Genomic DNA, 13,720 nt, shown 5'->3' with positions numbered 1-13,720 from the left:
CGATGATTCTCGGATTTGTCGCCAAAGCCTCTGGCGATCAATCCGAGGGGATTCCGAATTCTGTGTGACTAGCACGGTCACACCCTCTTTCCCATTTTGATAATTCCATTCTCCGTCGACCTTCTCTAGGTTCTGTATCAGGACGACGAGCCACGCGGCCCGGCCGCCGAATCTCGATTCCCGCATCACCGCCGAGAAGGAAGCCCAGTCATGAGCACCACCGCCGACGTACGTACCCAGCGGGACGGCAAGACCCTGCTGATCACGATTGATCGCCCGCAAGCCCGTAACGCCGTCAACGCCGCGGTCGCCGCCGGCCTCGCGAGTGCCCTGGACGAACTGGAATCGGATCCGGCGCTACGGGCCGGTGTGCTGGCCGGCGCGGAGGGCAACTTCAGCGCGGGCATGGATCTGAAGGCGGCCCTGAAGGGTGAGACTCCCGACATTGCGGGTCGCGGGTTCGGCGGTGTGACCGAGGTCGACCGCACGAAGCCGCTGATCGCGGCCGTGGAGGGCTGGGCCATGGGGGGCGGCTTCGAACTGGCCCTCGCGTGCGACCTGATCGTGGCCGCGGAGGACGCGCACTTCGGTCTGCCGGAGGTCAAGCGGGGACTGATCGCCGCCGGCGGCGGAGTGATCCGACTACCGCGGCGCATCCCGTATCACCTGGCGATGGGCGTACTGCTGACCGGCGAACCGATATCCGGGCACCGCGCGGGCGAACTCGGCCTCGCCAACCAGGTCGTGCCCACGGGGCAGGCGGTGGCCGAGGCGCTGCTGCTCGCCGAACGGCTCGCGGCGAACGCGCCGTTGGCGCTGGCCGCCGTGAAGGAGGTCCTCCGGGCCGCGGACGGCGCTCCCGAGACCGAGGCCTTCGCCGCGCAGCGCAGGGTGATGCGCGCGCTGATGGCCACGGCCGACGTACGGGAGGGCATGACCGCCTTCGCCGAGCGCCGGGCCCCGCAGTGGACGGGGAAGTGACATGCGGGTCGAAGACGTACGACGACAGCTGACCACCCCGCTGGCCGGCCCGGCCTACACGCCGACGGTCCATCGCTTCACGGACCGCGAGTACCTCAACATCCTCTACCGCACCGACCCCGACGCACTGCGCGCGGTCGTCCCCGAACCCCTGCAGATCGACGAACCGCTGGTCCGCTTCGAGATCATGAAGATGGGCGACGTCAGCGGCTTCGGCCCCTACACCGAAGGCGGCCAGGCGATCCAGGTGGTCTTCGACGGCGAGCGCGGCGAGTACCTGCACGCCATGTACCTCGACAACTTCCCGGCGACCGCAGCAGGCCGCGAGGTCAGCGCCTATCCGAAGGTCATGGGCGCCCCGCGGCTGTACGTCGACAGCGCCGCGCTCGTCGGCACCCTCGACTACGGGACCATCCGTGTCGCCACCGCGACCATGGGCTACAAGCACCGTCCGCTGGACAAGGCCGTGGCCAGGGAAGAGATCGCCGCACCGACGTTCATGCTCAAGACCGTTCCGGGCTACCGCGGCGACCTGCGCGTCCAGGAACTGGTGCGCACCGAGATCACCGACGTGGTGGTCAAGGAGGCCTACACCGGCCCCGCGCGGCTCCAGCTGTTCGCCCACGTCCTCGCCCCGCTGGCGGACCTCCCCGTCCTGGAGGTCGTCGCCGCCACCCACATCCTCACCGACCTGACGCTCGCCCCTGCCGAGCCGGTCTTCGACTACCTGAAGGGTGAAACGCAGTGACACAGCAGTTCCGTACCGCCGCCGTGATCGGAGCGGGCACCATCGGACTTTCCTGGACGGCGCTGTTCGCCGCACACGGCCTGACCGTCCACGTGAGCGATCCCCGCCCCGACCTGGCGGAGGCGACCGCGGAGGCGCTGGCCGCCTTCGGGCCGCACCTGGCGGCCCAGGGCCTGGACACCGACGGTCTCGCCGACCGCGTGCACCTCGCCGCCGACACCACCGAGGCCGTTCGCGACGCGGACATCGTCCAGGAGAACGGGCCCGAGCGCGTCGAGTTCAAGAAGGAACTCTTCGCCCGACTGGTCCGGGAGGCTCCCGCCCACGCGCTGCTGCTCAGCTCGTCGTCGGCGATCCCCTCGTCCGCTTTCACGCAGGAGATCGAGGACGCCGGCCGCATCCTCGTCGGACACCCCTTCAACCCGCCGCACCTGCTGCCCCTCGTCGAGGTGGTACCCGGCGAGCACACCACCGAGGAGGCCGTGCAGTCCGCGGTCGCCTTCTACACATCCGTCGGCCGCACACCGGTCGTCGAACGCCAGGAGGTCCCCGGCTTCGTCGGCAACCGGCTGCAGAACGCGCTCAACCGGCAGGCGGTCCACCTGGTCCAGCAGGGCGTCATCACGCCCGAGGACCTGGACACCGTCGTCACCCACTCGCTCGGCATCCGTTACGCCACCGTCGGTCCCTTCCTGAGCGGGCACCTGGGCGGCGGTCCCGGCGGCTACCGCCACATCGCCGAGCACATCGGCTCGACCATGGCGCAGATGGACCTGGGCGAACCCTCGCAAGACCCGCAGGACCGGGAGCGGGTCATCCAGGCAGTAGAGAAGGCGTACGCCGCCACCCCGTACGCCGACCTCGCCGAGGCCCGCGACCGCGGGCAGCTCGCCGTCCTCTCCGCCCTCGCGAACGTCCGCCGCAACCAGAAGGAGAACTGACATGACCACCGAGACCCCCACCTCTGTGACCCCCGTGACCCCCATGACCCCTGTGGAGGACCGTCTGACCGCCGACTTCTACGACTACGAGTCGCTGCTGTCCGAGGAGGAGTACAAGATCCTTCTCAAGGCCCGCACGTTCATGCGGGACGAGGTGAAGCCGCTGGTCAACGAGTCCTGGGGCAAGGCCGAGCTACCCGACGAGCTGATCGACAAGTTCCGGCACAGCGGCCTGGTCGCCCTGGCCTACGAGGGCTACGGTGAGCACCTTCCGGCCGTGAGCCACCTGCTGAGTGGCATGCTGGCGATGGAACTGGGACGCGTCGACGCCTCGTCCGCCACCTTCTTCGGTGTGCACAACGGGCTGGGCTTCTACTCCATCTACTACGGCGGTGACCAGGAGCAGCGCGACAGGTTCCTCCCCGCCATGGCCACCATGTCGAAGATCGGGGCGTTCGCCCTGACCGAACCGGACGGCGGCTCCGACGTCTCCGGCGGCATGCGCACCACCGCGAAGCGCGAGGGCGACACCTGGACGCTCAACGGCGGGAAGAAGTGGATCGGGAACGCCACCTTCGCCGACTACGTCGTGGTCTTCGCGCGGGACGTCGAGGACAACAAGGTCAAGGCCTTCGTCGTCGAGAAGGACACCCCGGGCTTCAAACCGGTCAAGATCGAGGGCAAGATAGCGCTGCGCATCGTGCAGAACGCCGAGATCACCCTGACCGACGTGAAGGTTCCCGAGGCCAACCGACTGAAGAACATCAAGGGTTTCCGGGACGTCGGCGAGGTACTGCGCCAGACCCGCAGCGGGGTCGCCTGGCAGGCACTGGGCGTCATGATCGGCGCCTACGAACTCGCCCTGGACTACGCCAAGCAGCGCGTCGCGTTCGGACGTCCGATCGCCAAGTTCCAGATGGTCCAGGACCTGCTGGTCAAGAGCGTCGGCAACATCACGGCGTCCTGGGGCCTGTTGGTACAGCTCGCCCGGCTGCAGGACCAGGGCGTCTTCCGTGACGAGCAGTCGGCGCTGGCCAAGGAGTTCGTCGCCGCCCGCATGCGGGAGGTCGTCGCCTGGAGCCGCGAACTCTTCGGCGGCAACGGCATCCTCCTCGACAACGACATCGCCCGGTTCTTCTCCGACGCAGAGGCGCTCTACTCCTACGAGGGAACGCACCAGATGCAGACCCTCATCGTCGGCAAGGCAATCACCGGCCAGAGCGCGTTCGTGGGCTGACGACGATGACCAACGAATCCGCACCCGCATCCGCATCCGCATCCGCGTTCGCACCAGAATCCGTCTTCACCGGTCTGAAGGTCCTGGACGCGTCCACCTACATCGCGGGACCGGCCGCGGCGACCATGCTCTCCGACTTCGGCGCGGACGTCATCAAACTTGAGCCGCCCGGGTCGGGCGACCCCCAGCGGCGGCTGAGTCTCGTGCCGCCGAGTCCGCAGGCGGAGGCCAACTACGGCTGGCACCTGGCCAATCGCAACAAGCGCGGCATGGTGGTGGACCTGAAGTCGCCGGCCGCCGTCGGGATCCTGAAGCGGCTCGTCGAGTGGGCCGACGTGGTGATCACCAACTTTCCGCACGGTACGCGCGAGAAGCTGCACCTCGGCTACGAGGAGGTCGCGGCCTGGAACCCGAGGGTCGTCTACGCCGACATCACCGGCTTCGGCGACGCCGGTGCCGACGCCCGCCAGCCCGGCTTCGACCTGACGGCCTTCTGGTCGCGCAGCGGCCTGCTGGCCTCCACCCGCGACGCCGAAGCCCCGCCGACCGTGCCCGTCTGGGGCAGCGGCGACTACACCTCGGCGGTCGCCGTCTACGCGGCGATCGCGACCGCGCTGTACCGGCGTGCGGTGACCGGGCAGGGCACCAGCGTCGGAACGTCGCTGCTGGCCACCGGCGTGTGGGCGACGGGAACACTCGTGGCCGGCGCGCTCGCCAAAGGCACGCCGTTCGAACTGCACGACCGGAACGCGCCGGTGAACGCGCTGACCAATCCCTACCGGACCGCCGACGGCAAGTGGTTCATGCTGGCCACCTCGAGCCAGCAGTGGCCGGGGCTCACCCGCGCCATCGGTCACCCCGAGCTGGTCGAGGATCCCCGGTTCGCCGACATCAAGGGGCGCTCCGAGAACGCCGCCGCGCTGAGCAGTCTGCTTGACGACGAGTTCCGCTCGCGGCCCTTCAGTCACTGGAAGGACGCGCTGGCCGGCGAGCGCATCACCTACGGCCTCATCCAGACGCCGGAGGAAGCGGCGCAGGACCCGCAGCTTCGCGCCAACGACATCGTCGTGCCCCTGCACGGAGTCAGCGGGCTGGAGTACACCGTCAACAACCCGGTCAACCTCCGCGGGGTACCGAAGGTGGCGGCCGGACGAGCGCCGGACCTCGGCGAGCACAACGAGGAGATCCTCGCCGAACTGGGCTTCGCCCCCGGGGAGATCGCCGACCTGCGTGCCGCGGGTACGATCCCGGGCACGGCCGAGGCAAGAGCCGCCTGACGGACACGGTACGAGGCGAGCGGCGGAACGGAGACGATGTCCTCCCGGCATCCTTCCATCGGGCGCGGCACCGGGTACGACCGGCCCGGCGCCCGTCCGCCGCGCCTGCGACACCGACGAGGTCAGGTCCTGGCATCCTTCGCACTCGTACGCGCGGGGCCCGGCGCTCCGGGCCCGTGTCCAGCTGACCTCACAGACCCGCCACACCACACACAGACCCTGGAGGGCACATGCCTACTCTCGACCGTCATGACTCCGTCTTCGTGCTCAACCTCGGAGACGGCGAGAACCGCTTCCACCCCGACTGGGTCGCGTCCGTCAACGCAGCCCTGGACGAGGTGGAGAAGGCCGACGCCCCCCGGGCGCTGGTGACCGCCGCGACGGGCAAGTTCTACTCCAACGGCCTGGACCTGGAGTGGCTCAGCGCCCACGCCGACCAGCACGCGGCCTACGTCGACACCGTCCACGCCCTGTTCGCCCGTGTGCTGGCCCTGCCGATGATCACCGTCGCGGCACTCCAGGGACACACCTTCGCCGCAGGCGCGATGTTCTCCCTCGCGCACGACTTCCGTGTGATGCGGAGCGACCGCGGCTTCTGGTGTCTGCCCGAGGCCGACATCAAGATCCCCTTCACTCCCGGCATGTCGGCACTGATCCAGTCCCGGCTGGCACCGCAGACCGCGCACGAGGCCATGGTCACCGGCCGGCGGTACGGCGGCACGGACGCCGCGGCGGCGGGCATCGTCGATCACGCGGTGGCCGAGGACGCGGTGCTCTCGACCGCCGTGGCCGCAGCCCAGTCCCAGGTGGGCAAGGACGCCGGCACGCTGGGCGCCATCAAGGCGGGCATGTACGGCCCGGCTCTGGCGGCTCTGCGCGGCACGTCGACCCCCTGACAGACGGGGCGATCCCCCCGACCGCGTGAATGATCACCCGAGGACGCGGGGGAGACGCGGCAGGGGCAGCCGCAGCAGGTCGCGGCGGGTTCGGGCACACCACGCAGGGGCCCGCACCCGCCGACAGCGCCTCCGAGCCCGCCGACGAGCGGGTTAATGTATAGGAGTGGAAATGTTGCACCTGCGGTATTTTGTCGCGGTTGCCGAGGAACTGAACTTTTCGGCGGCGGCCCGCAGGCTGCACATGGCCACATCACCACTGAGCCAGCGGATCAAAGATCTCGAACGAGAGCTCGGCAAGCGATTGTTCGATCGAGACACCCACAGCGTCACCCTCACACCGGACGGTGAGGCGCTGCTCCCCCTCGCGCGGGAGGTACTGGAGCAGTTCACCTCCATCCCCTGGCGGCTGCGCGAGGCCACGCGGTCGGGGCGCGCCACGATGTTCATGGGCATCCCCGCCGGACTCCACCCCCGCCTGCGGGAACACGTCTCGGAACTCGCCGAGCGCGCCGAGGACTGGTGCGAACTGCTGCGCTGGCCCGGCACCACCAAGGCCCTGGCCGGCGGCGTGCACGAGGGCAGACTCGCGCTCGCGCTGGCCCGGATGCCGGTCACCGATCCCGCGCTGGAGATCCTGCACGTCATGTCGGAGCGGCTGGGAGCGGTGGTACCCGCCGACCAGTTCGCCGGACGCGACTCCGTCGCCCTCGCGGAACTCGGCGACCTCTCCTTCGTCGTCGCACCGCAGGAGATCAGGTCCGCCTACTTCGACCAGCTCGACGGTGAGATGTCCGCCCGTGGCATCAGAAAACGCATCAAGCTGACCGATTCCGATTACGGGGGAATCGCCGAGCTGGTCTCCAGCGGGATGGCCTTCTATTTCTCCATCCTGAATCCGGACAATCCCATGCGGGGTTACGTGATGGAGAACACGGAAATCCTGCCGATCACGGATTTCAAGCCGTCCTTGAACACGGTCCTGATCTGGCGGAAAGACCGAGCGGACGGAGGCGACCTGGCCAGGCTCGTCGCCGCGGCACGCGAGGTTTTCGCCGATCCGATCCACCTCTGAGCGAGGCCGTAAGGGACGGCCCGCCGGGCACCCCGTCGGCCCTCGGAACATGATCGGTTCAGGGTCTCGACGCGTCCGCGCCGACGGCGGGGGCCGCGGCGCTGTAGCGGGCCAGGAGGCAGAGCAGGGCTCGGACCTCCTCCACCCCCAGCCTTCGGTGCGCGTGTCGAGCTCCCGGTACATCAGGGCGCCGACGTGGGGGAGGAGTTCCCGGCCACGGTCACTGGGGCGGAGCAGCCGGGCCCAGTGGTCGTACGGATCGGCCTCACGCGCCAGGGGCAGCGGGCAAATGAGGCCGTAGCTGTTGGTGACTTGCTGTACCAGGGTGTGACGATGACCACCTGGTGGTTGGTGGAGTACCTGTAGTTCTTGGGCTGCGCCGCCACGGAGTGGTCGCGGGTGGGCACGAGCGTGCCGTCAACGATGGGCACGGTGCCGGCCCGGAAGCGTTAGCGATGCTTGAGCGCCGGCAACGGGCCCAAGGTCCGAGGCGCTGCACAGCCGCGCTGCTATATTCCGGTGGCCAGCGGGGTGATCACAGGGGGGGCACACATGAACGCGGTCCGACGTACGGTGTGTGCCGTTGCGGTGAGCATGTCGCTGGGCGTTACGGCTGCGTGTGGGGGGTCTGGGGCGAAGGTCCACTCCGTGGCGTCGCAGGCCGCCGGACCGCCGAAGGCCAAGGCTGCGAGCCTCGACCCCAGGGCGAAGGCCGTGGTCCTGAGCGAAAAGCAGCTCCACGTGGTCGCCTTCTCCGACATAGACTTCCCGCTGCTGAAACGCGCGCCAAGATACGACCGCACAGGTGTGGCGAGCATCAGGTACAAGGCGGATGCGGGCGGCCCCGAGTGCACGACCTTCCTCAACGCCCAATTCCTGAGTGGCTCCTACTATCACGGACTGCACGAGGTCGACAGGGGATACACCCTCACCACCGCTGACCGTCCGGTCCAGTTGGAGAGCATGGTGGTCAGCTACCCCAGTGCCAGAGAAGCTGAGCGAGTCATCAACGACACCCGGACCTCAGTCACACACTGCTCCAACCTTCACTACCGGCTCAAGAACTACTCCTTCTCCTTCAAGGAGGTGGTCAGTATGCCGATCCCGCGAACAGGCGACGACTCCACAGCGTTCCAGGGGTCGTGGAGCCTGCAGGGCGGCAAGGCCGAGCCATGGGCTACGGAGCTCATCCGTGTGGGCACCGTCGTGGTGGGCGTCAACGCGATGAGTAGTCCCGACCCGTTCAGGCTGCTCCAGCAAACGGGGAAGCAGGCGGCGGCCGAGCTTCGCCACGAAGAGGTTCTCGCCGCAGACGCGAAGGGCACATGATCCGCCGGTCAGTGCCTAACCGCCTCAAGAACTTCCGAGCCATCGCCACGCGCTACGACAAGCGGGCATACGTCTTTCACGGAACGGTCACCGTCGCCGCGATCCGGCTGTGGCTTCACCCGTAGGAGGCAGCCGCGTAGCTATCGGATTCGCCTTGCCGCATGGCCGGACGGTTGGCAGATGTGTACTCGTCCGCGACGTTGAAGATACTGGCGCAGCCCGGGCATTCCGCATATCCGAAGAGGTAGGAGATTCCGTCGGCGAGCACCTCCTGCCCATCGCGAACAGCCATCTCGTACATCCACTTGCCGGTTCCGGTGAGTTCCTCGGCGGCGGCCGGGCGCAGGTCGCGACGCTCGACGTCACCCATGTCCCAGTCCCGGATCGCGGAGTACCGTCTTACGTCTCGATGAGGTTGGACTCGGCGCAGGGGTCACGCCTCAGAATGGTGCAGGTACGCTCCGTTGGTGTCGAAGAAGCAGGAGAAGAAGCTCCGCTCCGCGACCCGCGCCGCCGGCGCGGGCGTCGTCGTCGAGAAGGCGTCACGGGCGGCGGTTCCGGCCGAGACATCCCGTCGTAGCCTACACGTGGGTGCTGTAGGTCTCGGTGGGTCCGTAGGGGGCGCCATCGTTGTACCCGCGCTCTTGGAGCGATTCGGGGTAATGCGGTCCGGTGCGTGGGTACCCGCCATGTTCGCGGGGTTGGCTTTGGCGCTGGGATTTCCGCTCCTGTACACGACGTTTCGCTCGGTACGGCACGGCCCTGGTTGGCAGCTTGTGACTGCTCGGACTGTCACGGGCGACCGCACGGTCGATCTGAGCAAGCTGACGCAGATACGTCGAGTTCGTGTCCCCAGCAAGACCGGCTGGTTGGACGAGTTCTGGATCAAGGACTGCCGGGGCGTCGTCCTCCTTGTGGACAAGGAGGTACTCATGGGTCCCATGGGGCAGGCGGTGGTTCACAGTTCGGGGATCTCAGGCTCACTGGGAACCGTGAAGGTGTCCCGGCATGCGGCCGTCGGACTTGGCCTCAACGAGCCCTCGACTGCATACCGGGCAGCCCGCGCATGCGCAGATGTTCTTCTCGGGATCCTGACCCCCGGGGCAGTCGCCACTCTTGGAGTCGTGGCCAGCTGGCTCATCAGTTCGGCCTGAGACACCGCCGAGGAGAGGGGAGAGGGCGTCGATCACCCGAATGACTCTCCCGGGATTGGCCGTTGCCTCCCATGCCTCTGGGCCGAGCCGTGTGCCTTGCCCTGACCGCCGCCTCGCGCCACCGCCTGAAGAGGATGGCCTACGGCCACAAGACTGAGTACCGGGCTCGGCAGCGGGCCACAGTCGTTCTGCTCGCGGCGCACGGCCGGGGCAACGCCCGGACAGCTGCCGAGACCCGGCTGCATGCGGGCGCCGTGCGCACCTGGCGCGGTCGGTTCGCCGACGGCGGGCTGCCGGCCCCGGCCGACCGCAAACGCTCTGGGCGCCCGGACCGTTTCCCCCGTGTTCAGGTCGCCGAAGCCAAGGCACTGGCCTGCCAACTGCCGGCCGAGACCGGCCTACCGTTGTCGGGGTCGCCACGGAGGCCGTCCGCCGCTGCCCGGACGGCGCCGAGGATCTTCTTCCAAGTGCCGCCGATGGCCCACCTGATCAGCCGTTTGTGGGCGGTCTGGAACGAGCCGAACTCGTCGGGCAGATCCCGCAAGGGCGAGTTGGTGCGGTACATCCACGCGATGGCCTCGAGGATGCGGCGGTGATCGGCCCACCTTCGCCCGCGGACCGGATCGGTCGGCATCAGCGGCTCGATCCGGTCCCACCTCATCGGTGATCACCAATCGGATGGACACAACTGATCGCCTGGCGAAGCCATCCAGCAGGCACGCTAGACGTGGTCATCGGGAGAGAAGCCCGTCCAGCGCAGCTCGGGGGGCAGATGCCGCATGCTGTTCAAGACGAGGACCGAGGCCGGCCGGGCGGGCGCGTACCGGATGACCGTGAGAGCCGCGTTGCCGTGGTTGAGGCCGAGCCAGCGCCAGTACGGCGCATGCATCGCGTCCCGGACGAGCCAGGCGACCAGGAAGTTGTGGGTGACGACCAGTTCGTGCCGGTCCTTTTCACCGTTCACCGCGCCGGTGAACATCTCCAGCGCCTGCCGGGCGAGAGTTGCTCCGTGCTCTTGTTCCTCCTCAGTGGTGCCAGAGAGGAAGCGGAGGAAAGGGTCTGCGAATTCCGTCGGCAGCTCGTTTCTCAGGGGCACGTAAGGAACGTAGTCACCGGCAACTTCCGAGACACGCAGGGGAACATTTTGCAGCTGGTCGCCGATCAGACGCGCGGTCTGCTCTGCCCGGGGCAGCGGGCCATGGTGAACAGCCGTGAAAGGGATCTCCCGCAGGCGCTGACCGAGCAGCACGGCTTGCCGACGACCCTTCTCCGTCAGCCCGCTCTCCTCCGTCGCCGCCTCGCCATGCCGCACCAGATAGAGGTAACGGGCAGCCGTGTCGGTCATCACATGCTCCTCTGCACCCACTAACGATCTTGTACATCGATGGACGCAGCCTGCTTGGGCGCTGGTTCCCGCATCAAAGGGAAGCACATAAGGACTGTCCCGATAAAGGCTGGTGGGACCGCCGCGACTCGGACCTCGCGCCTGTGGCAGCCTGCTGTCATGCCAGCCGAGCTGCGAGAACATGCGGGGCGTTGCTACGCCATCCAGTTCCATTACGCCCTGCCCGATGATGCCTGGGCTGTGGAGCTGAGCGAGGCCGTGCCGGCACCAGCCGCGTGGGCTGAGAACCCCCGCGCCGAGAGGCACCTGCCTGGAGCCGCCTTCTTGGTGGCGTTTGTCCCCGACGAGGATCCGGATCTGGAACCGACCGTCCACATCCACAGCCATGATGAGCACGTCATTCCTTACGAGATCATGCGCTGGTTCATGGAGCGGGTGGCCGAGCAGGTCCAACGCTGCCGCATCGTGTTCGCGCAGGACGGGCGGGAAACAGTGGAATGATCTTGCCGTCGCTGGTGTGATCACGGCATCGGAGCCGTCCTGGATAGCCCCGTTCACCGGGCTGAGCCCGCGTGCGTTCGGGAAGCTGGTGAAGGTTCCGCGACGCGAGGGCGCCGATACGGTTCGCAGGGGTCGGCCGTGGAGCCTTCCGTTGGATGAGCGGGCACTGCTGGTGGCCGCGTACTGGCGCACGAATTTGACGATGCGCCGGCTCGCTCCGCTGTTCGGGGTCTCGAAGTCGGCGGCGGCCCGCATCATCGACCACGTCGGGCCGGTGTTCGTGCTTCAGCCCCGCAAGCGGTTCGCCAAGGGCACCGTGCTCATCGTGGACGGCACGCTGGTTCCCACCCGCGATCACTCCGTGGCGGAGCAGTCGAAGAACTACCGATACTCCACCGCCCACCAGGTCGTCATCGACGCGGACACCCGTCTCGTCGTCGTGGTCGGCCGGCCTCTGCCGGGCAACCGGCACGACTCCCGCGGCTGGAGGGAGTCCGGCGCCAAGGCCGCCGTCGGCAACACCACCGCCGACGGCGGCTACCAGGGCACCGGACTGGTCATCCCGCACCGAAGGGCGAAGGGGCAGGCCGAACTACCGGGTTGGAAGGAGGAACACAACCGGTCCCACAAGCAGGTCCGAGCACGCGTCGAGCACGTCTTTGCCCGTATGAAGACCTGGAAGATCCTCCGCGATTGCCGCCTCAAAGGCGACGGCGTTCACCACGCCATCCTCGGCATCGCCCGGATGCACAACCTCGCCCTCGCCGGATGGGCAAGCGGGCGGCACGGCGGTTCGCCATGCCCGAGGCGACGAGAAGATCGCTTACGGGACGGCCCTTAGACACCGTTTCCTTTGGCCGTAGTCACGCCAGGGTGCGGGTTCATGGTGGCAGTACGGTGGGGCCGCCCTGATCCACTATGTCTGCGAGGTTGGTCCGATCATGCACGGAGACTTGGACAGCACGTCGGCGCGGGCGCTGGCATGCTCGACTGGACTGCGGATCGGAGGGGCCCTGTACATCCTCGCTGAGCGGGCTGGACTCGCTGACCCGTACTACCTTGCCGATGCAGGTCTACGGGCCGGTCTGCGGGGCGCACCAGGTCGGACGCTCGATCAGGATGTACTGCAACATGCTCGGTCCGGCCTGGATGCTGCTCAGAGCAGCTACTCGGTGGACCGTGCCGCACCATTCACCCAGGCCGGCTTCATGCTGATGGGGCGAATCTTGCAGGCGCTTGAGCAACCTGATGAGCATTACGGTTTGCCAGAGATCCACTCCCTTGCTCGAAGCACCGCAGCCCTGTGGCCGGGTTCGATCGGCCTTGAGATTGACCCTGGCGGCAGCCTGATGTCCTACGAACGGGCCTGTCAGATCGACGCTCAGCGAGAGTTGGAGGCTGGCGGCCTTGATAGGCTTCGTCAGGTTCTGGGCGCGCAGGAGCTGGGCTATCGCCGTCTGGCCAGAGCCCTCGCCTAGGCGGCCGGCGAGCGTGCCAGCCTGCGGTGGCTGATCAAGGCAGCGGCGATGCCTACGAAGGCCAGGAAGTGCTCGGCCTTGCGCTCGTAGCGACGGTGTAGGCGGCGGCATCCGGCCAGCCAGGACACCGTGCGCTCGACCACCCAGCGGTGTCGACCGAGCCTGTGTGAGGACTCAATCCCTTTGCGGGCGATGCGGTGACGAATGCCCCGCTGTCGGAGCCATTTGCGCAGGTGGTCGTAGTCGTATCCCTTGTCGGCATGCAGTTTCGCCGGCCGTCGTCGACGTGGTCCGCGCCGGGAGCGAATCGGCGGGATGCCACACACGAGCGGCTTGAGTCCAAGGCTGTCGTGGGTGTTGGCGGCGGAGATGCCCAGCGACAGGGGCAGGCCGTTGCGGTCGGTGATCAGGTGGATTTTCGATCCGCTCTTGCCACGGTCGGTCGGATTCGGTCCAGTCAGTAGCCCCCTTTTGACGCCCTCAGGCTGACGGAGTCGATCGCGCACCGCGACCAGTCCAGGTCGCCTCGGGCACCGAGCTCGTCGAGGAGGACGCGATGCAGTCGGGCCCAGACGCGCCCCCGACTCCATTGGGCAAAGCGACGGTAGACGGTAGGCCATGCAGGGCCGAAGACCGGCGGCAGTTGCCGCCACGTACAGCCTGAATTGGCTACGAAGATGATGGCGGCCAGCGTTTCGCGGTCACCCGCCCGACGCCGTCCACCGCCCTGCGGACGCTTGATCTCCATGGGTGGCACC

At 67.7% G+C, this 13,720-nt stretch carries 15 protein-coding genes and 4 pseudogenes; 14 read left to right on the top strand and 5 right to left on the bottom strand.

Annotated features, from left to right (window positions below):
- Window positions 1-210: 210 nt before the first annotated feature.
- The 7 genes from BLW82_RS01215 to BLW82_RS01185 all read left to right on the top strand — a co-directional run bounded on the left by BLW82_RS01215 (window position 211) and on the right by BLW82_RS01185 (window position 7,155).
- A complete protein-coding gene (locus BLW82_RS01215; protein WP_093497046.1) occupies window positions 211-981 on the top strand; it encodes a crotonase/enoyl-CoA hydratase family protein in 771 nt (256 codons plus the stop codon).
- Window position 982: 1 nt separating this feature from the next.
- Window positions 983-1,729 (top strand): acetoacetate decarboxylase, encoded by a 747-nt coding sequence (locus BLW82_RS01210; RefSeq protein ID WP_093497045.1) that lies wholly within the window; start codon window positions 983-985, stop codon window positions 1,727-1,729.
- A complete protein-coding gene (locus tag BLW82_RS01205; protein WP_093497044.1) occupies window positions 1,726-2,670 on the top strand; it encodes a 3-hydroxyacyl-CoA dehydrogenase NAD-binding domain-containing protein in 945 nt (314 codons plus the stop codon). The genes BLW82_RS01210 and BLW82_RS01205 overlap by 4 nt, the downstream gene beginning before the upstream one ends.
- 1 nt (window position 2,671) lies before the next feature.
- Window positions 2,672-3,907 (top strand): acyl-CoA dehydrogenase family protein, encoded by a 1,236-nt coding sequence (locus tag BLW82_RS01200; protein ID WP_256215580.1) that lies wholly within the window; start codon window positions 2,672-2,674, stop codon window positions 3,905-3,907.
- Window positions 3,908-3,912: 5 nt separating this feature from the next.
- Window positions 3,913-5,184, top strand: coding sequence for a CaiB/BaiF CoA transferase family protein (locus BLW82_RS01195; protein WP_093497043.1), 1,272 nt, complete (start codon window positions 3,913-3,915; stop codon window positions 5,182-5,184).
- Window positions 5,185-5,414: 230 nt separating this feature from the next.
- A complete protein-coding gene (locus BLW82_RS01190) occupies window positions 5,415-6,080 on the top strand; it encodes an enoyl-CoA hydratase-related protein (protein ID WP_093497042.1) in 666 nt (221 codons plus the stop codon).
- 172 nt (window positions 6,081-6,252) lie between these two features.
- Window positions 6,253-7,155 carry a LysR family transcriptional regulator gene (locus BLW82_RS01185; protein WP_256215579.1) on the top strand — a complete coding sequence of 301 codons (903 nt, stop codon included), beginning with the start codon at window positions 6,253-6,255 and terminating at the stop codon, window positions 7,153-7,155.
- Between the two features lie 332 nt (window positions 7,156-7,487).
- Here the strand turns inward: BLW82_RS01185 and BLW82_RS01180 are convergent.
- Window positions 7,488-7,637, bottom strand: a pseudogene (locus tag BLW82_RS01180) (IS5/IS1182 family transposase); the annotation flags it as partial.
- A gap of 166 nt (window positions 7,638-7,803) precedes the next feature.
- On the opposite strand from BLW82_RS01180, the gene BLW82_RS01175 reads away from it, so the two are divergent.
- Complete coding sequence (locus BLW82_RS01175; RefSeq protein WP_143063626.1) at window positions 7,804-8,484, top strand: sensor domain-containing protein; 681 nt, start codon at window positions 7,804-7,806, stop codon at window positions 8,482-8,484.
- Window positions 8,424-8,609 (top strand): annotated as a pseudogene (locus BLW82_RS46135) (IS5/IS1182 family transposase); the annotation flags it as partial. The gene BLW82_RS01175 and the pseudogene BLW82_RS46135, both read left to right, overlap by 61 nt.
- Here BLW82_RS46135 and BLW82_RS01170 read toward each other — a convergent pair.
- Window positions 8,600-8,854 (bottom strand): hypothetical protein, encoded by a 255-nt coding sequence (locus BLW82_RS01170; protein ID WP_093497039.1) that lies wholly within the window; start codon window positions 8,852-8,854, stop codon window positions 8,600-8,602. The pseudogene BLW82_RS46135 and the gene BLW82_RS01170 overlap by 10 nt on opposite strands.
- A gap of 97 nt (window positions 8,855-8,951) precedes the next feature.
- Between BLW82_RS01170 and BLW82_RS01165 the strand changes: the two genes are divergently transcribed.
- Window positions 8,952-9,638: a hypothetical protein gene (locus BLW82_RS01165; RefSeq protein ID WP_093497038.1), complete on the top strand. Its 687-nt coding sequence runs from the start codon at window positions 8,952-8,954 to the stop codon at window positions 9,636-9,638.
- Between the two features lie 71 nt (window positions 9,639-9,709).
- Window positions 9,710-9,961, top strand: a pseudogene (locus BLW82_RS01160) (helix-turn-helix domain-containing protein); the annotation flags it as partial.
- A 104-nt stretch (window positions 9,962-10,065) separates the two neighbouring features.
- Here the strand turns inward: BLW82_RS01160 and BLW82_RS01155 are convergent.
- Window positions 10,066-10,324, bottom strand: a pseudogene (locus tag BLW82_RS01155) (transposase); the annotation flags it as partial.
- Between the two features lie 35 nt (window positions 10,325-10,359).
- Window positions 10,360-10,983, bottom strand: a complete 624-nt coding sequence (locus BLW82_RS01150; protein WP_093497036.1) for a histidine phosphatase family protein — start codon at window positions 10,981-10,983, stop codon at window positions 10,360-10,362.
- A 159-nt stretch (window positions 10,984-11,142) separates the two neighbouring features.
- Here BLW82_RS01150 and BLW82_RS01145 point away from each other — a divergent pair, with 159 nt between their 5' ends.
- From BLW82_RS01145 to BLW82_RS43795, 3 genes are all read left to right on the top strand, one after another.
- Window positions 11,143-11,484 carry a hypothetical protein gene (locus BLW82_RS01145; protein WP_093497035.1) on the top strand — a complete coding sequence of 114 codons (342 nt, stop codon included), beginning with the start codon at window positions 11,143-11,145 and terminating at the stop codon, window positions 11,482-11,484.
- A gap of 16 nt (window positions 11,485-11,500) precedes the next feature.
- Complete coding sequence (locus BLW82_RS01140; RefSeq protein WP_256215578.1) at window positions 11,501-12,325, top strand: transposase; 825 nt, start codon at window positions 11,501-11,503, stop codon at window positions 12,323-12,325.
- Window positions 12,326-12,437: 112 nt separating this feature from the next.
- Window positions 12,438-12,962: a hypothetical protein gene (locus BLW82_RS43795; protein WP_143063620.1), complete on the top strand. Its 525-nt coding sequence runs from the start codon at window positions 12,438-12,440 to the stop codon at window positions 12,960-12,962.
- Here BLW82_RS43795 and BLW82_RS01130 read toward each other — a convergent pair.
- A protein-coding gene (locus tag BLW82_RS01130) for an IS5 family transposase (RefSeq protein ID WP_371131269.1) occupies window positions 12,959-13,710 on the bottom strand; the annotation gives its coding sequence in 2 pieces (ribosomal slippage) (window positions 12,959-13,422 and window positions 13,422-13,710; 753 coding nt in all). The two genes, BLW82_RS43795 and BLW82_RS01130, sit on opposite strands and share 4 nt — an antisense overlap.
- Window positions 13,711-13,720 lie beyond the last annotated feature (10 nt).

Source organism: Streptomyces sp. Ag109_O5-10, from assembly GCF_900105755.1.
Lineage (GTDB): Bacteria > Actinomycetota > Actinomycetes > Streptomycetales > Streptomycetaceae > Streptomyces.
Note: the sequence above shows the minus strand (reverse complement) of the source record. Positions and strands in the feature narration are given on the sequence as shown.